The following is a 16,646-nucleotide window of genomic DNA, read 5'->3' on the forward strand; positions in this document are numbered from 1 at the left end:
GCCGTGTCAGGCCGGCCGGCCGTGCGACGCGGGCGCCGGCGCGGTGGAGCCGCGCGGAGTCAGCGTCGGCGTCGGCACCTGGTGCGGGCCGGTGTGCGTGCCCTCGATCACCTCGAACAGGACGCGCGCCACCTCCGCGCCGAAGCGGTGCACGTCGTGGCTCATCGCGGACAGCGTCGGATGCGTGATCCGACAGAGCTGCGAGTCGTCCCACGCCAGCAGCGACAGGTCGTCCGGTACGACCAGCCCCATCTCCGCGGCGACGCCCGCGCCCGCGACGGCCATGATGTCGTTGTCGTACACGATCGCCGTGGGCCGGTCCGCGGCGAGCAGCAGGGACCGGGTGGCCCGGGCGCCCTCCTTCTCGTCGAAGCCCGTCGCGATCTGCCGGCCCTCCTCCAGTCCCAGCCCGCGCACCGTGGACCGGAACGCCTCCGCGCGGATCGCGCTGTGGCCGAGCTCCGCCGGACCGCCGACGCGGGCGATCCGGCGGTGCCCGAGGGCCGCCAGGTAGCGGACGGCCTCGCCGACCGCCGTGGCGTCGTCCGTCCACACGGCGGGGAAGGAGCCCGTCAGGGACGGGTGGCCGACGGCGACGGCGGGCAACCCGATGGCCTGGAGCGACGGGACGCGGGGGTCGTTCTGCCGGAAGTCGACGAGGACGGCCCCGGCGATCATGCGACCGCGCCACCAGTTCCGGTAGAGCGCGATCTCCTCGTCGACGTCGCGGACCAGCCGCAGCAGCAGGGAACAGGAGCGGTCCGCGAGGACGCTCTCGATGCCGGAGATGAAGTCCATGTAGAACGGCTCTATGCCCAGCAGCCGGGCCGGCCTGCACAGCGCCAGCCCGACGATGTCGACCCGCTGGCTGGAGAGGCTGCGCGCGGTCGCGCTCGGTGCCCAGCCCAGCTCGCGGGCGACCGCGAAGATCCGCTCGCGGGTGGCGTCGGACACGCCCGGCTTGTGGTTGAACGCGAGCGACACGGCGCCCTTGGACACCCCGGCCCTGGCCGCGACGTCCTTGATGGTGACGCGCTCCGGCGGGCCGCTCACATCACGTCCACGCAGAACAGGGCGGAGCGGACGTCCGTGACCTCCGGGGCGCCGCAGCCGGAGACCCGGATGCGGGTCTGCTCGCCGGGCAGGAGGGTCTGCGGGCCGCGGTCGGCGGTCGCCGTCGCGCCGAGCCGGTCGGCCTGGAGCAGGAGGTCTCGGACAAGAGTGTGCGCGCTCACCACGACGTCGACTCTATCCTCCTGGCCCGGCACCGGCTCCACCGCGACGTCGAACCGGGGCCGCGGGTAGGCGAAGTCCTTGTCGGGGACCGGGAAGTGCACGGCGCGCAGCCCGTCGGCGTCGGCGACGAGGAACTCCTTCGCGGACCCCGCGGCGGGCGCGGCATCGGCGGGCACGGGCAGGCGGACGACGGAGCGCGGTTCCACGGCCACGTCGACGGTGGTGCGGTGGAGGGCGGTGCCGTCCGCCGCCAGGCGGCGCAGCGTCACCGCGGCGCGCCAGGGCTCGGCGGACTGGTTGACCACGGCGAGGGTCGGCCCCTCGGCGTCGGGCAGCAGGGTGAGGAGCCGGTCGGCGTAGACGCGGCGCAGCTCGTGGTAGAGCGGCTTCAGGCGGCCGTCCCCGTCGATCGCGGCCCAGGAGCTGACGGGCCAGCAGTCGTTGAGCTGCCAGACGACGGTGCCGGCGCAGACGGGCCAGTGGGCCCGCCAGTGCTCGATGCCGGCGGCGACGGCGCGGGCCTGGACGATCTGGGTGAGGTAGTGCCAGCGGTCGAAGTCGTCCTCGGGGAGCGGGAAGTGGCGGGCGACGCCCCGGTTCAGCTTGCCGTTGCCGTCCTCGGCCTTCTGGTGGTGCAGCATGCCGGGCGAGTCGGGCGCGAGCCGCTCGCCGGGCAGGGCGCGCCGCAGGGTGGCCAGGGCGGGCGGCGCCTGCCAGCCGAACTCGGCGACGAAGCGGGGCACGCTCGCCCGGTACTCGGCGTAGTCCTGGCGGTTCCACACCTCCCACGAGTGGTGGGTGCCGTGGGCCGGGTCGTTGGGGTGGTGGTCCCAGGAGCCGGACCAGGGGCTGCCGGCGGCGTAGGGGCGGGTGGGGTCCAGTTCGGCGACGATCCGGGGCAGCAGGCCCAGGTAGTAGCCCTCGCCCCAGGAGTCGCCGGCCAGGGCGGGCTCCCACTCCCAGTCGCGGAAGCCCCACAGGTTCTCGTTGTTGCCGTTCCACAGGACCAGGCTGGGGTGCGGCATGAGCCGGACGACGTTGTCCCGCGCCTCGGCGTCGACCTCGCCGCGCAGCGGCTGCTCCTCGGGGTAGGCGGAGCAGGCGAAGAGGAAGTCCTGCCAGACCATCAGGCCCAGCTCGTCGCAGGCGTCGTAGAAGGCGTCGTCCTCGTAGATGCCGCCGCCCCACACCCGTACGAGGTCGATGTTGGCCTCGGCGGCCTGGGTGAGGCGGGTGCGGTACCGCTCGGGGGTGATGCGGGAGGGCAGGACGTCGTCGGGGATCCAGTTGACGCCGCGGGCGAAGACGCGGACGCCGTTGACGACGAAGGTGAAGCCGGTGCCGTGCTCGTCGGCGGAGCGGTCCAGCTCGACGGTGCGGAAGCCGATCCGGCGCTGCCACGCGTCGAGCGGGCCGTCGTCGTCGGCGAGGGTGACCTCCAGGTCGTACAGGGGCTGCTCGCCGTAGCCGCGGGGCCACCACAGGCGCGCGTCGGGCACCTCCAGCCGCAGGACGGCGCCGTCGCCGGTGGCGACGGCCTCCGCCTCCGCCGCCTCCGTCTCCGTCTCCGCGCCGGTGCCGGTGACGCGGGCGCGGACGGTCAGCGGGCGGCCCTCGCCCCGCGCGGTGCGCTCCAGGTCCAGCCGGACCTCGACGCGGCCGGTGCCGCCGTCGACCGTGACGAGGGGGCGGACGTCGGCGATGCGGGCGGTCGACCAGTGCTCCAGCCGGACGGGGCGCCAGATGCCGGCGGTGACCACGGTCGGCCCCCAGTCCCAACCGAAGCTGCAGGCCATCTTGCGGATGTACTGCGACGGCTCGGGGTAGACGTTGGGCCGCTCCCCCGTCACGGCGCGGACGGCGTCCGCCTCGTCGTAGGCGGAGGCGAAGCGGACCTGGAGCTCGCCGGTGCGTCCGGTGACGTCGAAGCGGTAGCGGCGGTGCATGTTGCGGGTGGTGCCGACCGGTTCGCCGTCGAGGGTGATGTGCGCGGCGGTGTCGAGGCCGTCGAAGACCAGGTCGGTGCGCTCGTGGGCGCTGTCGTGGGCGAGCCGCGTGGTGTAGGTCCACTCCTGGCGGCCGACCCAGGCGACCTCCTTCTCGTTGAGGCCGATGAACGGGTCGGGGATGACCCCGGCGGCCAGCAGGTCGGTGTGGACGCAACCGGGTACGCGGGCGTCGAGGAGCGCGTCGCCGTGGCGCAGGCTCCAGCCCTCGGTGAGCTGCGTGATGTCCTTCATGGTGCGGCTCCAATCGCCTGACTCAGGCCGGGTCGGATGTACGACGGCGGACAACCTAACCTGCCGATCACCCCCTGTCCATAAACCGGTCTAGCTCCCGACAACCAGGGCGGGGCCCGGCCGTTGCACGGCCGAGACCTGCTCGGACACCGGGTCGAGAGTAACGATTAGGCATCACGCTGGAAACCGGAGCTTTACCGGTTCACATCCGACTGACATAGTGCCGACATCCCACCGGCAGAGTTGAGCCGCAATCCTGAAGGAGCTGGGCACATGGGGAAGAAGAAGACGCTCACGGGGGCGCTTCTCGCCACCGCGATGCTGACCGTCGCGGGGTGCAGTGGCGGGGGCGCCCCCTCCGGGGAGACGGCTGCCGCGCCGTCCTCCCCGGGTGACGTCTCCGGCGAGATCAAGGTCCTCACGCACCGTACGGACCTCGTCCAGAACGGGACGATGGACAAGTACGCCGCCGAGTTCAACAAGACCTACCCCAAGGTGAAGGTGTCCTTCGAGGCGCTCACCGACTACGAGGGCGAGGTCAAGATCCGGATGAACACCGAGGACTACGGTGACGTCCTCATGATCCCGGCCGCCGTCGCCAAGAACGACTACCCGAAGTTCTTCGCCCCCCTGGGCACCCGTGAGGAGCTCGGCTCGAAGTACCGCTTCAGCGACAAGACCGAGGTCGACGGCAAGGTCTACGGCATCGCCCAGTTCGGCACCGCCAACGGCTTCGTCTACAACAAGGCCGTCTGGAAGAAGGCCGGCATCACCGACTGGCCGACCACCCCGCAGGAGTTCCTCGCCGACCTCCAGGCGATCAAGGCGAAGACGGACGCCGTCCCGTACTACACGAACTTCAAGGACAACTGGCCGATGACGGCCTGGAGCAACAACATCGGCTCGGTCACCTGCGACGCCAAGGCCAACGACAAGCTGGCCGGCCCGGTCTCCCCCTGGAAGGAGGGCAGCGAGCTGCACGTCATCGACTCGCTGCTGCACGACATCGTGAAGGGCGGCCTGTCGGAGAAGGACCCCAACACGACCAACTGGGAAGCCTCCAAGGGCATGATCGCCAAGGGGAAGATCGCCACCATGCACCTGGGCTCCTGGGCGATCACGCAGATGCAGGACGCGGCGAAGAAGGCCGGCGCCGACCCCGCCGAGATCGGCTTCATGCCGTTCCCCGTCCAGAAGGACGGCGTGTTCTGCGCGACGGCCGCCTCGGACTACCAGCAGGCCGTCAACGCCCACTCGGAGCACAAGTCCGCGGCGCGCGCCTGGATCGACTGGTTCACCGAGAAGTCGGGCTACTCGGCGAAGGAGGGCGCCATCTCCGCGGTGAAGGCCGCCGCCATGCCGGACACCCTCAAGGACTTTGGTGACAACGATGTCAAGGTGGTGGAGCGCTCGGAGGCGGAGACCGGGAAGGTGAACGCCATCGACAACGCCGCCGAGATCGGCCTGGCCAAGCCCGACTACCGGCAGCAGCTCGTCGACATCGCCCGCGGCGCGCAGAAGGGCAACCTCCAGGAGTTCTTCGCCGACCTCGACAAGCGGTGGAACGAGGCCGCGAAGACCGCCGGCTCCTGACACCGGCGGACCGGGCCCCGGCCGCACGACACCGGCCGGGGCCCTTCCGCCCGCAGACGCGGACACGAAAGGCCGACATGACCGAAACAACCGACACCGCCCCCGGGCGCGCCGCCACGACCGGGCGGTCCGCTCCGGAGAAGACCCGTACGGCGGGCCGGCGGGCCCGCCGCGGCGGCGCGCCCGAGGCCCCCCGGCAGCGCTCCTGGCGCGACAGCCCGCTGCGGCGGATCACGCCGTGGCTCTTCCTGGTGCTGCCGCTCGCGCTGCTGATCACGTTCACCTACGTCCCCGTGGCGAACATGGTCTACTACGGCTTCACCGACTGGGACGGGGTCAGCCCGGACCGGAACTTCACGGGCTTCGACAACTACGTACAGATCTTCACCCGCCCCGAGCTCTTCCGCGTCTTCTTCGTCAGCGGCTACTACCTCGCGGCGTCCTTCTTCCAGATCGCCGTCGCGCTCTACTTCGCCACCGTCCTCAGCTTCAACCTGCGGTTCCGCAACTTCTTCAAGGGGATCCTCTTCTTCCCCTACCTGATCAACGGCGTCGCGATCGGCTTCGTCTTCCTCTACTTCTTCCAGGACGGCGGCACCCTGGACTCCGTCCTGTCCTGGCTGGGCGTGACCACGGACCACTCGTGGCTCGGCGACCCCACCTCCGCCAACACCTCCCTCGCGGGGGTGTCGATCTGGCGCTACACCGGGCTGAACTTCGTCCTCTTCCTCGGCGCCATCCAGTCCATCCCCGGCGAGCTCTACGAGGCCGCCCAGTTGGACGGCGCGAGCAGGTGGCAGCAGTTCCGCCACATCATCGCCCCGAGCATCAAGCCCGTCCTCAGCCTCAGCGTCATCCTGGCGATCTCGGGCTCCCTGTCCGTGTTCGAGATCCCCTACATCATGACCGGCGGCGCGACCGGCACCTCGACCTTCGTCATCCAGACGGTCAAGCTCGCCTTCCAGTTCAACAAGACCGGCCTGGCCTCCGCCGCCGCCGTGGTACTGCTCGCGATCATCCTCCTGATCACGTGGATCCAGCGCCGGCTCGTGCCCGACGACAAGGTGGATCTCGTATGACCTCCGACCTCACCGCCGCACCGCCCGCCCGGCGCCGCCGTCCGCCCATCGGGACCGCGCTGACCTACCTGTCGCTGGTCGCCGCCTCGATGGTGGTCCTGCTGCCGCTGGTCGTCGTGTTCCTGATGTCCCTCAAGACGTCGGAGGAGGCCACGGAGGGGGGCGCGCTCTCCCTGCCGGGGAACTGGCTGAACTTCGACAACTACGTCACCGCCTTCACCGACGGCAACATGCTGTCCGCCTTCGGCAACACGGCCTTCATCCTGTTCTTCTCCATCGGCGGGACCGTCCTCATCGGCTCGATGACCGCCTACGCGATCGACCGCTTCGACTTCCGGGCGAAGAAGACCGTCATGGCGCTGTTCCTCGTGGCCACCCTGGTACCGGGTGTCACCACGCAGGTCGCGACCTTCCAGGTGATCAACAGCTTCGGCCTCGTGGACACGCGCTGGGCGCCGATCCTGCTCTACATGGGCACGGACATCGTGTCGATCTACATCTTCCTGCAGTTCATCCGCTCCATCCCGACCTCGCTGGACGAGGCGGCCCGGCTGGACGGCGCGAACGCCTTCACGATCTACCGGAAGATCATCTTCCCGCTGCTGAAGCCGGCGATCGCCACCGTCGTCATCATCAAGGGGATCACGACCTACAACGACTTCTACATCCCCTTCCTCTACATGCACTCCGAGGACCTCGGCACCATCTCCACCGCCCTGTTCCGCTTCAAGGGCCCCTTCGGCGCCCACTGGGAGGCCATCTCGGCGGGGGCGATCCTCGTCATCGTGCCGACGCTCGTCGTCTTCCTGCTGCTCCAGCGGTGGATCTACAACGGTTTCGCGCAGGGGGCCACGAAGTAGACGAGGAGGACGCGCCGACCGGCCCTCGCGGCCGTCCCCCGCCCGCCGGTCCACCGCCTTCCGCCACCCGCCTCCCGCGCCACCAGGCGCGGGGGGCTCCGCGCGTGCCGGACGCGCGTACCGCCCCGGCCCCGGCACCGCGCCGTCGTCGCGGGCGCGGGGTTCCGGACCCCGAGAGAAGGAATCAGCCCCATGCACACGCCGGAGACCCCGCTGGACCACCGCTACCGGGGAGAGCATCCGCTGCGCACCCTGCTCTACCTCTTCGGCCCCGCCCGTGCGCGGCTCGCCGGTGCGGTGGCCGTCTTCTTCGGCAAGCACGCTCCCGTGTGGCTGCTCCCGCCCGTGACGGCGAACGTCATCGACGTCGTCGTCGAGCACCGGCCGCTGGCCGAGCTGTGGTGGAACTGCGCGGTGATGTTCGCGGTCCTGGCCCTGAACCCGCCGCTGCACCTGCTGTACGTGCACTGGATGCACGGTTCGATCCGTCGTGTCGGGCGCGATCTGCGGTCGGCGCTCGTGCACCGCATGCAGCAGCTCTCCATCGGCTACCACAGCCGCACCAACTCCTCGGTGCTCCACACCAAGGTCGTCAGGGACGTCGAGACCCTGGAGACCGGACTCCAGCAGACCGCCGACAACGGGCTCACCGCCGTCGCGACGCTGGCGGGCGGACTCGGCGTGATCACCGTGATCACCCCCGCCTTCCTGCCGGTCTTCCTCGTCCTGGTGCCGGTCTCGGTCCTCCTCGTCGGGATGCTGCGCGCCCGGCTCGGTGAGCGCAACGCCTCGTACCGCCGCTCGGTCGAACGCATGTCGTCCAGCGTCAGCGACATGACCACGCTCATCCCGATCACCCGCGCCCACGGCCTCGAACGCACCGCCCTGGGGCGCGTCGGCCGGGACCTGGACACCGTGCTCCACGAGGGTTCCCGCCTCGACCTGCTCAACGCGCGCTTCGGGTCCCTGTCCTGGGTGGTCTTCAACGCCCTCGGCACGGGCTGCCTGGTGGGCACCGCGCTCGTCGCCTACCACGGCTGGCTGGACGTCACCCCGGGCGAGATCGTCATGCTGAGCGCCTACTTCTCGACCCTCACCGGTTCGGTGACGGCGCTGCTGACGCTGGCGCCCGTCGTCGGCAAGGCCGTCGAGTCGGTGCGGTCCGTCGGGGAGGTCCTCCAGGACCCCGACCTCGAACACAACGACGGCAAGGTCCGGGTGACCGCCGTGGAGGGCGCCTTCCGCTTCGAGGACGTCAGCCTGACCTACGACGGCGAGAGCCGGCCGGCGCTGAGCGGCATCCGGCTCGACGTCCCCGTCGGCCGGACCGTCGCGATCGTCGGCGGCTCCGGTGCGGGGAAGTCCACGCTGCTCAACCTCGTCCTCGGGTTCCACCGTCCGACGGGCGGGCGCCTCCTCCTCGACGGCCGCGACATGAGCGAGCTGGACCTGCGCGACTACCGCAGGTTCGTCTCGGTCGTCCCCCAGGAGTCCGTCCTCTTCGAAGGGAGCGTCCGCGACAACGTCACCTACGGCCTGCCGGACGTCGACGAGGAGACCGTCCGCCGCGCGCTGGCGGACGCGAACGCCGCCGAGTTCGTCGACGGGCTCCCCGAGGGGCTCGACACGGTCGTCGGCGAGCGCGGCACCCGGCTGTCGGGCGGCCAGCGCCAGCGGCTGGCCATCGCGCGGGCCCTCGTGCGGGACCCCCGCGTCCTCGTCCTCGACGAGGCGACCTCCGCCCTGGACTCCCGCTCCGAGGCGCTCGTCCAGGAGGCCCTGGCCCGCCTGGTCGCGGGCCGGACGGTCTTCGTCGTGGCGCACAGGCTCTCGACCGTCAGGAACGCCGACCACATCGTCGTGATGGACCGGGGCCGCGTCCAGGAGACCGGCACCCACGCGGAGCTGCTCGCGCGCGGCGGGGCCTACGCCCGGCTCCAGGCGACGCAACTGGCCTGATCGCGCCCGGGCGGTACGGGAACCCGCCCGGCTCAGGGCCGGGGAAGCGGCATGCTCATGTAGAGCGCCTGCTCGCCCTCGGAGGCGGTCCCGTCGTACAGGGCGGTGTCGAGCCCGCAGAGGGAGAACCCCATCCGCCGGTAGGCGTGGACGGCCGGGGCGTTGACGTTGCTGACCTCCAGCCACAGGTGCCCGGCCCCGCACTCCCGCGCGAACTCCACGGCGCACCCCATCAGCCCGCGCCCCACCCCGCGTCCCCGGTGCGCGGGGGCGACCTCGATGTCCTCGACGACGAGCCGCCGGTTCCACGCGGAGTGGGAGACGGCGGCGAACCCGGCGATCCCGCCGTCCCCGGCGGCGGCGACGAAGACCCGCCGCCCGCCACCGCCGTCGCCGTCGCCACCGTCGGTCCCCTCCGTCCCGTCGTCGGGGAAGACCTTGGTCAGGGGCGGGTCCACGGCCACCTCCCGCACGAAGAACCCGTCCTCGCGCACGGCGACCTCGAACACGGTGGCGGTGGTGAAGGACCCGTCGACCGCCTCGACGGCGGCGGCGTCCCCGGGGCGGGCGGTACGGAAGGTGTAGGGGTCCGCGGAGTCCATGCGGCCGACGCTACGACGATCCCGCCTCCCGACCGCCGCCTTTCAGCCGGCGGTCCAGTGGTAGGTCACGTCGGGCTCGTTCTCCTCGTTGCGGCTGCCGTCGTCGAACGCGCCTGCGGTGAAGCCGTGGCGCTCGTAGAACGCGCGGGCGTCCGCGTTGCGCTGGAAGACGTGGAGCGACAGCCGCTCGGGGGAGGCTTCCCTGACGGCCTCCAGGAGGGCCGACCCGATGCCCCGGCGCCGCACGTCGGGCCGCAGGTACAGGTGGTCGAGGACGGTCCCGTCGAGGGCGGCGAAGCCGACGACCTCCGCCGGGTCGCCCGACTCGGCCACCCAGACGGCGCTGCCGGGCAGGACCACGGCGTCGATCCAGGCGCGCGTCTCCTCGTCGCTGTGGAGCCTCGGCAGGTACGGCATGGTCGCCGCCCGCGAGGCGAGGAAGACGGCGGTGATCGCCTCGCCGTCGGCGGGCGTGGCCTCGCGGACGCGCGGGGTCGCGGCGCTTCCGGGGTGGAGCGGCATGGGGACTCTTCTCCGTCGTGGGCGTACTGGACCGAAAACCGCCGGCCCGAGGGGCCGCACCGGCCGGTCGCGCACCGGCGCGGGCGGCGGACGCCCCGTGGGGCCGCTTCCGTCACCGCCGTCCCGGGTCGCGCGGCGGCACCGGCCTGCCCGGGCCCCCGCCCCGTGCGGGGACGGGGCCCGGTACGGCACTCGGCGCCGCGCCGAGGAGCCGACGCCCGCCGCGCACGACCGCGCGACCGCGAGCGGCGCCACCCTGGACAACCTCCTGGCCGATGCCAAAAACTACACGTTCACCCGCACCCCCCTCGGGCCGCGCCCCGACACAGGCGGGGGACCGATCCGTTGATCCCACAGCTCAGCCACGCCGAGTGGCCGGTCAGCGCCGACCGGCCGCTTCGAAAGGATCGCCCATGGAACCCCGCGGCTACCGCATGGTCATATCGACCCAGCAGGACTTCGTCACGGCTTCCGCCTACGCCGAACGCCAGCTCTACGCCTGGCTGGAGGGCAAGGGGTACGACACGTCGGCGCTCGACGAGGGCCGGAACGACATCGCCCCCCACGTGATCCTGGACTGCGACTCGTCGTCCGGCCGGCACGGCGCGCACACCCGCTGGCGGATGCGCGAGACGCCCTCGCCGGAGGACGGTACCTGGCAGTCCACCCTGGTCGTCCGGGCGGACCCGAAGGACGACCGGCGCCGCACCTGGCTCCAGGTGGACATCGAGCACCGCCCCGCCTCCCCGGACCAGGTGCCCAAGCGCGCGAACACGCCCGGCATCGCCCGTCTGCTCCTGGACTCGCTCGGCGCCCGGGACGGTCTCGCCGAGGTGAAGGCCGCACCGGTCTTCATCGAGCCGGAGGACGTCGCGGAGGTCGTCGAGGAGCTCTGCGACGGCGAACGCCGCCTGCCCGTCGTCGTCGCGAGCGTCCCCTACGGCGTGGACGTGGACGACTGGGCGGAGTTGACCGTGGAGAGGGCGTACAAGTACCTCCCGGGCCTCGCCGTACTGTACGTGCTGTCCCCCGAGGCCCAGCCCGACTTCAACCGGGCCCTGGAGTTCCACCCGGTCTTCGGCGGCGGCATCCGCACGTACCTCCCGGGCCTCGACCCCGCCTGGAAGCCCGACGCCCAGCGCCACCCGGTGATGTCCCGCAGGACGATCGAGGCCAACGTGCACCGGGCGGCGTCCGTCCTCGCCTCGCTCCCCCAGCGCCTGGCCCTGCGGCAGCCCCTGCCCGGCGCCCTGGATTCCCTGCCGATCCTGCGGACCAGACCGCGCGCCCGGGAGCACGGTACGGACGTCCAGCGGCTGACCGGCGAGAACACGACGCTCCACGCGATGCTCAACGAGGCCGAGCAGACCGAGGCCGCGCAGGCGAAGAAGATCAGCGACCTCAACGCCGACCTCGACAAGGCGGAACGCACCGCCCACGAACTGCGCGGCGAGAACGAGGAGTTGTACGACCAGTTCCAGCACGCGCAGCGGCAGGTTCGCTTCCTCCAGGAGAGGCTGGCGGAAGTCGGCCGGTACGGGGCCTCGTACGCGGTACCCGACGCGCCCGACATCACCTATCCGGAGACGTTCGCCGACCTGCTGGAGCGGTTCGGCGAACTGACCCACCTCGCCTTCACCGGCAAGGCCAAGCCCACCCGCGACCTCGACAGCCAGTCCGTGGACAACTGGCTGCGGGTGGCCTGGGACGCCCTGCTCGCCCTGAACCACTACGCCAGGGCGTCGGCCGGGGGTTCGGCGGGCGGTGACTTCCTGAGCTGGTGCAAGGGGGAGGAGTCACGCGACTTCCCCTTCCCGGCGGCGAAGGTGGCGATGCGCGAGTCCGACACCGTCGCCCGCACGGACAAGCTGCGCCGGGAACGCATGCTGCCGGTCCCGAGGAAGGTCCACGCGGACGGCGTGGTCTTCATGCAGGCACACCTGAAGATCGGCTCCGGGAACACCATCGCGCCCCGGCTGCACTTCTACGACGACGGGCCCCGGACCGGCCGCGTGTACGTCGGGTACCTCGGCCCCCACCTGCGCAACACCCTGACCTGAGGCCCCCGCCCCGTCGGCCCGGCCGCGCGCCGGGCCGACACCCGCACCGTCAGCGGTCCGCCGCGTACCGCACGAACCGGCCCCATCCCTCACGCCCCACCGCGAGGGCGGGACGGCCCACGTCCTTGGAATCCCGAACATGAACGGTCCGCTCGGTGAGGGCGACCTCCACGCAACTGTCGCCCTGGGTACCGCTGTAGCTGGACTTGAACCAGGCCAATTCCGTCGCGCTCATAGCTCTCCTCGCAGTCGCTCCAGCAGACCCCGCGAGATGTTGGGGTTCAGGGCCTGCGAGCGCAGTGTGTCATAGCGCTGGTAGAGAAGACTCACCTCTTTCGGGCCGCTGATCAGCCGCCCATTCTGCTGCCCCTCGGAGTACGCGAGTCGTCGTCGGTCCGGAGTTTCCAGCAGCTGCACCGGACCGTCCAGGCACGCGTGAATCTCGGCCTCCAGCGGCACCACTTGCAGCGTCACGTTGCGCGGCGCGCTGAGCTCCAGCATCCGGTCGAGCATGCTCATCTGCACGTCCACCCCGCCCAGTCTGCGCCGAAGGACCGACTCCTCCACGATGAAGCTGAACGGGATCGTCGGCCGCTCGTACAGCATCCGCTGCCGTTCCATCCGCGCGGCGAGCCGGGTCTCCAACTGCTCGTCCGTCAATAGCGGGATGCTGTTGTCGAACACCGCCCGCGCGTACGCCTCCGACTGCAGCAGTCCCGGCACCAGCCTGCACTCGTACGTGCACATGCTCACCGCCGCCTTCTCCAGCCGGGCCCACCGCCGGAACCACACCGCGAGGCCCGGTTCGCCGCGCGTCAGGTGACGGGCCGCCTTCCGGAGCGCGCCGGTGTTGCCGAGGGCCTCCTCCGCCCGTTCCACGAACGCCTCGTCCGGCATGCGCCGGCCCAGTTCCACCGACTCCACCGTGTGCTTGGAGAACCGGATCCGCGCGCCGAACTCCACCCGGCTGAGGCCCGCGTGCTCGCGCAGCGCCTGGACGACGGCGCCGAACGTCCGCAGACTGTCCGAGGGGGCGGGTTCCCGTTCCCCATCGCCCGTCGGCCCCGTCTAGTCCCGCTCCCCCGCCCCTCCGTCGACGTCCCCCTCGATCACCGTCATACGCGGCCACCTCCACACACCTGCCCGCACGGACCTCTGTCCCGGTCGGCCGATCTCCACGGCGCGACCGATCAAGCGTGGCGGCAAACGCACCGTACCGTCTACCTTCCGTGCCCGTACGCTGACTCTGCGTACGGGGTGTGGCTCTCGCGCAGCCGCGGGCGGTCCCGCCACCGTGGCCCCATGAACCCGAGCACTTCGCAGTTGTCCCCCACAGCGCACGCCTTCAGCCAGCTTTTCTCCTCCACCCGCCGGGGCGCCAGGCTCGCGCGGCTGCTGGCGGCCCTGGAGCTCCACGCCTGGGACTGCCCGCAGGACGTGTCCGAGCGCGCCGAGTGGATCGTCGCCGAGCTCGCCGCGAACGCCGTCCTGCACGGGCGGGTCCGGGGGCGCGGCTTCCGGCTCGGGCTCGCCTTCGACCCGGGTACCGGGAGGCTCCGCATCGAGGTGACCGACGCACGCGGCGAACGGGCGCCACACGTCGTGGACGCCGACGGGAGGGGTCGCGGTCTGCTCCTGGTCGGCGCGTTCGCCGACCGGTGGGGCTGCGCCGCCTATCCGCCCGGCGGCAAGACCGTGTGGGCGGAGGTGTCCGCCCACGGCGACCCGGCCGGAGGCGCAGCCCGTTCCCCCGGTCCGGCGCGTTCGCCCGGGCGGTCCGGCACGGCCGGGTGAACCCGACCCCCAGGTTTCGACCTGGCCGTCATGACCGGGACGGCTCCGCGTACCGTGCGGCCGGCGCCGTCCCGGGCCCCGCGCCGCCTCGGCGGTCGGTGGCCCGCGGGTGCCGCGGGTGCCGCGGCGGGCCGGCCGGGGTCAGGAGGCGGCCTGTTCGACGAGGGCGGCGATGCGCTGCTCGACGGCCGGGGTCAGGTCCGTGAGGGCAAAGGCGGTGGGCCACATCTCGCCGTCGTCCAGGTTCGCCGGGTCGTTGAAGCCGAGGGTGGCGTAGCGGGACTTGAACTTCCCGGAGCTCTGGAAGAAGCAGACGACCTTGCCGTTCTTGGCGTACGCCGGCATGCCGTACCAGGTCTTCGGGGCGAGGGACGGGGCGACCTTCTTGACGATGGCGTGGACGCCCTCGGCGAGGACCCGGTCCGTGCCCTCCATCTCCGCGATCTTCGCGAGGACGTCGGCCTCGCCGTCCGCCTTGGCGCGCGAACCGCGGCCCTTCGACGCCTTCAGCTCCTTCGCGCGCTCCTTCATCGCCTCCCGCTCCTCCGCCGTGAAGCCGTCGTGGCCCTCGGCGGAGTCCTTCGCGGTGGTCTTGGCGGTGGTCTCGGTCGAGGTCTTGGTGGTCATCGCTGTTCTCCTCGTGGTGTGGATCGATCGCGCCGTTTCAGACTAGGTTTCGGGTCCCCCGCCCGCTTCTCCGAAACTGACCGGATCAGCCGAGCCGGCGGCCGTCCCGCGTCGGCCCGGGGCCCGGGCGGGCCCGGCCGTCCGCGAGCGGGCCCCGGTTGGTGGTCGGGACGCGGGGCCGGGGGTCGGGATCCCGAGCCGTCCCGGGGGCCGGGAGTCGGGGTGGGTCGTGAGGATCCCGGGGCCGCCGCCCGGAGGCCGACGTCGTCCTCCGGCCGGGCGAGGGTGTCCTTCAGGCGCTCCCCGCGTCCGCGCGGCGGTGTGGCGGTGTGGCGGAAACCAGTGCGGCGAAGCGGGCGCGCTCGGCCCGACGCTCCGTCAGATAGCCGTACGGGGACATGCCGTACGCCAGCCGGAACCGGCTGCTCAGCTCCCCGGCCGCCATGCCCGCCTCCCTCGCCAGCGCCAGGACGTCCAGCGGCCTCGCGTACTCCCGGTCGATGCGGTCACGGACCCGGCGCAACCGCGCCAGTTCGTGCAGCCGTATCGCTGCCGTGCGGGCGCGGGCCCACGCGGGACGGCACATGCGTACTCCCCACTCTTCCGTGACTCTCTCCGGGGCTGCCGTCAGCGGAGTTCCTGGATGCGGATCAGGTTGCCCGCCGGGTCACGGAAGGCGCAGTCGCGCACGCCGTACGGCTGCTCGGTCGGCTCCTGGACGACCTCGGCTCCCCCGGCCCGCACCTTCTCGAAGACCTCGTCGAGGTCCGGGGCGGCCAACAGGATCCAGCCGTACGTGCCCTTGGCCATCATTTCGGCGATCACGCGGCGCTCGTCCTCGGTGACGCCCGGATCGGCGGCCGGCGGGGCCAGGAGGATGGAGGTGCCCGGCTGGCCGGCGGGTCCGACCGTGATCCAGCGCATCTTGCCCTGGCCGACGTCGCTGCGGACCGTGAAGCCGAGGACGTCGCGGTAGAAGACGAGCGAGGCGTCCGGGTCGTCGTGCGGCAGGAAGGTCGTGTGAATCGTGATGTCCATGCCCGTCACCGTAGGCGCGGACCGGCTCCTGTGCTTCTCCGATCCTGATCGTTTCCCGATCGGCCGCCTCGGGCGCACGAGCGGGCCGCTGCGGATCCGGATCAGGGGCGCCGGCTTGCCCGGGCGGTCCGGGTGGTCCGGCCTGCCCGGGTGGTCCGGGTGGTCCGGCCTGCCCGGGTGGTCCGCTCGTGGCTCGCCGAGGTCGGGTCCGGGTCGTGGGCCGCGCGTTGCGGGGGCAGGGAGCCGAATCGCCGCGCGGACCGCGGCAGCATCCGGTACGGGGCCTGTCGCACCCGGGGGTTCGCGTACGGTTCGGGCACCCGGCCGGCAGGGCCGGTCGGCGGCGGTCTCCCCGGCGCTCGGCCGGGGGCCCCGGTCGGCGGCGTGCCGTTCAGGATCACGGGGGCTTCGCGGAGAGCGGCCCGCGCGGCCCCAGCGAGGCCGGGAGCGGGGGCGACCGGATTCCCGGCCGGGAACCGCAGGGCCGAACCGGGCAGGTGGGCCCCGGAGGGTCCCGGCGGGCCCTGCGGGGAGACGAGCACACGAGGCTCCGGGCGGACAAGGTCGACCCTGAACGGCAGCCCTCTCCCAGGGGTTACGCCTCTTCCCGCATCCGCCCCTCACGCCCTCACGTCCACTCGCCCACTCGCTCACCGCCCGCCGCCCCCAGCGAGAGGGAAAAGGGCTCTCGGCGAGAAGACGCGCCGAAATACGCGTGCGTGAGGCCGGACATCCGCCGCACGCCCGGGAAAACGGCATGGCGAAGCAGCGGTGGAGAATTCCTCCGGTGGCCGTGCTTTCCGGCCGGACGTCACTTTCCCGAAGCGTTTTCTCCCGCCTTCCGCCCGGCGCCGCCCGCGGGTCGGCGCGAGGTGGTGCGGTGACTCGGTGCGGCAACCCGCGTCGTAGGCGGAGTCGGCGGCGCGGGCGGGCCGGGTGAACGGAGAAAGGGGGGCGGCCAGGGTCACCGGGGTGGCCGCGGCGGCACCGGGGAAGAGCGTGCGCAGGGGCGCGTGGGACGGGAGGGGGCGGACGG

General features: G+C 72.1%; 13 protein-coding genes and 2 pseudogenes. 6 read left to right on the forward strand and 9 right to left on the reverse strand.

Translation table 11 applies throughout. The features are described from left to right. Positions 1–6: 6 nt before the first annotated feature. A complete protein-coding gene (locus AC07D6_RS11040) occupies positions 7–1,053 on the reverse strand; it encodes a LacI family DNA-binding transcriptional regulator (protein WP_315879282.1) in 1,047 nt (348 codons plus the stop codon). Beyond that, positions 1,050–3,476, reverse strand: a complete 2,427-nt coding sequence (locus tag AC07D6_RS11045) for a glycoside hydrolase family 2 protein (protein ID WP_479043403.1) — start codon at positions 3,474–3,476, stop codon at positions 1,050–1,052. The genes AC07D6_RS11040 and AC07D6_RS11045 overlap by 4 nt, the downstream gene beginning before the upstream one ends. A gap of 273 nt (positions 3,477–3,749) precedes the next feature. Between AC07D6_RS11045 and AC07D6_RS11050 the strand changes: the two genes are divergently transcribed. The 4 genes from AC07D6_RS11050 (at position 3,750) to AC07D6_RS11065 (ending at position 8,967) form a co-directional block, all read left to right on the forward strand. Further along, entirely contained in the window at positions 3,750–5,069 is a 1,320-nt protein-coding gene (locus AC07D6_RS11050; protein ID WP_479043404.1) for an ABC transporter substrate-binding protein, read from the forward strand. A gap of 77 nt (positions 5,070–5,146) precedes the next feature. Continuing rightward, positions 5,147–6,148: a carbohydrate ABC transporter permease gene (locus AC07D6_RS11055; protein ID WP_479043405.1), complete on the forward strand. Its 1,002-nt coding sequence runs from the start codon at positions 5,147–5,149 to the stop codon at positions 6,146–6,148. After that, a complete protein-coding gene (locus tag AC07D6_RS11060; RefSeq protein ID WP_479043406.1) occupies positions 6,145–7,008 on the forward strand; it encodes a carbohydrate ABC transporter permease in 864 nt (287 codons plus the stop codon). Before AC07D6_RS11055 ends, AC07D6_RS11060 begins: the two co-directional genes overlap by 4 nt. 192 nt (positions 7,009–7,200) lie before the next feature. Beyond that, complete coding sequence (locus AC07D6_RS11065) at positions 7,201–8,967, forward strand: ABC transporter ATP-binding protein (RefSeq protein WP_479043407.1); 1,767 nt, start codon at positions 7,201–7,203, stop codon at positions 8,965–8,967. 32 nt (positions 8,968–8,999) lie between these two features. Here AC07D6_RS11065 and AC07D6_RS11070 read toward each other — a convergent pair whose 3' ends face one another. Together AC07D6_RS11070 and AC07D6_RS11075 are read right to left on the reverse strand one after the other, a co-directional pair. Beyond that, complete coding sequence (locus AC07D6_RS11070) at positions 9,000–9,569, reverse strand: GNAT family N-acetyltransferase (protein WP_479043408.1); 570 nt, start codon at positions 9,567–9,569, stop codon at positions 9,000–9,002. Positions 9,570–9,611: 42 nt separating this feature from the next. Continuing rightward, positions 9,612–10,091 (reverse strand): N-acetyltransferase family protein, encoded by a 480-nt coding sequence (locus AC07D6_RS11075; protein WP_479043409.1) that lies wholly within the window; start codon positions 10,089–10,091, stop codon positions 9,612–9,614. A 413-nt stretch (positions 10,092–10,504) separates the two neighbouring features. Between AC07D6_RS11075 and AC07D6_RS11080 the strand changes: the two genes are divergently transcribed. Further along, positions 10,505–12,151, forward strand: coding sequence for a hypothetical protein (locus AC07D6_RS11080; RefSeq protein WP_479043410.1), 1,647 nt, complete (start codon positions 10,505–10,507; stop codon positions 12,149–12,151). A 49-nt stretch (positions 12,152–12,200) separates the two neighbouring features. Here AC07D6_RS11080 and AC07D6_RS11085 read toward each other — a convergent pair whose 3' ends face one another. Both AC07D6_RS11085 and AC07D6_RS11090 read right to left on the reverse strand, forming a co-directional pair. Continuing rightward, positions 12,201–12,386: a DUF397 domain-containing protein gene (locus tag AC07D6_RS11085; protein WP_479043411.1), complete on the reverse strand. Its 186-nt coding sequence runs from the start codon at positions 12,384–12,386 to the stop codon at positions 12,201–12,203. Beyond that, positions 12,383–13,213: pseudogene (locus AC07D6_RS11090) on the reverse strand (helix-turn-helix domain-containing protein); the annotation flags it as partial. The gene AC07D6_RS11085 and the pseudogene AC07D6_RS11090, both read right to left, overlap by 4 nt. A gap of 240 nt (positions 13,214–13,453) precedes the next feature. Between AC07D6_RS11090 and AC07D6_RS11095 the strand changes: the two are divergent. Further along, positions 13,454–13,945: an ATP-binding protein gene (locus tag AC07D6_RS11095; RefSeq protein ID WP_479043412.1), complete on the forward strand. Its 492-nt coding sequence runs from the start codon at positions 13,454–13,456 to the stop codon at positions 13,943–13,945. A gap of 141 nt (positions 13,946–14,086) precedes the next feature. On the opposite strand, the gene AC07D6_RS11100 is transcribed toward AC07D6_RS11095, so the two are convergent. The 3 genes and pseudogenes from AC07D6_RS11100 to AC07D6_RS11110 all read right to left on the reverse strand — a co-directional run bounded on the left by AC07D6_RS11100 (position 14,087) and on the right by AC07D6_RS11110 (position 15,610). Continuing rightward, positions 14,087–14,572, reverse strand: coding sequence for an iron chaperone (locus AC07D6_RS11100; RefSeq protein ID WP_479043413.1), 486 nt, complete (start codon positions 14,570–14,572; stop codon positions 14,087–14,089). 355 nt (positions 14,573–14,927) lie between these two features. Beyond that, positions 14,928–15,158: pseudogene (locus AC07D6_RS11105) on the reverse strand (AraC family transcriptional regulator); the annotation flags it as partial. Positions 15,159–15,199: 41 nt separating this feature from the next. After that, a complete protein-coding gene (locus AC07D6_RS11110; protein WP_479043414.1) occupies positions 15,200–15,610 on the reverse strand; it encodes a VOC family protein in 411 nt (136 codons plus the stop codon). Positions 15,611–16,646 lie beyond the last annotated feature (1,036 nt).

It is taken from the genome of Streptomyces sp. NPDC045287 (assembly GCF_056432325.1).

What these genes read in the sequence shown, in the direction of transcription:
- AC07D6_RS11045 (WP_479043403.1), bottom strand. Translation starts at nt 3,476, where the DNA reads ATGAAGGACATCACGCAGCTCACCGAGGGCTGGAGCCTGCGCCACGGC.
- AC07D6_RS11050 (WP_479043404.1), top strand. Translation starts at nt 3,750, where the DNA reads ATGGGGAAGAAGAAGACGCTCACGGGGGCGCTTCTCGCCACCGCGATG.
- AC07D6_RS11055 (WP_479043405.1), top strand. Translation starts at nt 5,147, where the DNA reads ATGACCGAAACAACCGACACCGCCCCCGGGCGCGCCGCCACGACCGGG.
- AC07D6_RS11060 (WP_479043406.1), top strand. Translation starts at nt 6,145, where the DNA reads ATGACCTCCGACCTCACCGCCGCACCGCCCGCCCGGCGCCGCCGTCCG.
- AC07D6_RS11065 (WP_479043407.1), top strand. Translation starts at nt 7,201, where the DNA reads ATGCACACGCCGGAGACCCCGCTGGACCACCGCTACCGGGGAGAGCAT.
- AC07D6_RS11070 (WP_479043408.1), bottom strand. Translation starts at nt 9,569, where the DNA reads ATGGACTCCGCGGACCCCTACACCTTCCGTACCGCCCGCCCCGGGGAC.
- AC07D6_RS11075 (WP_479043409.1), bottom strand. Translation starts at nt 10,091, where the DNA reads ATGCCGCTCCACCCCGGAAGCGCCGCGACCCCGCGCGTCCGCGAGGCC.
- AC07D6_RS11080 (WP_479043410.1), top strand. Translation starts at nt 10,505, where the DNA reads ATGGAACCCCGCGGCTACCGCATGGTCATATCGACCCAGCAGGACTTC.
- AC07D6_RS11085 (WP_479043411.1), bottom strand. Translation starts at nt 12,386, where the DNA reads ATGAGCGCGACGGAATTGGCCTGGTTCAAGTCCAGCTACAGCGGTACC.
- AC07D6_RS11095 (WP_479043412.1), top strand. Translation starts at nt 13,454, where the DNA reads ATGAACCCGAGCACTTCGCAGTTGTCCCCCACAGCGCACGCCTTCAGC.
- AC07D6_RS11100 (WP_479043413.1), bottom strand. Translation starts at nt 14,572, where the DNA reads ATGACCACCAAGACCTCGACCGAGACCACCGCCAAGACCACCGCGAAG.
- AC07D6_RS11110 (WP_479043414.1), bottom strand. Translation starts at nt 15,610, where the DNA reads ATGGACATCACGATTCACACGACCTTCCTGCCGCACGACGACCCGGAC.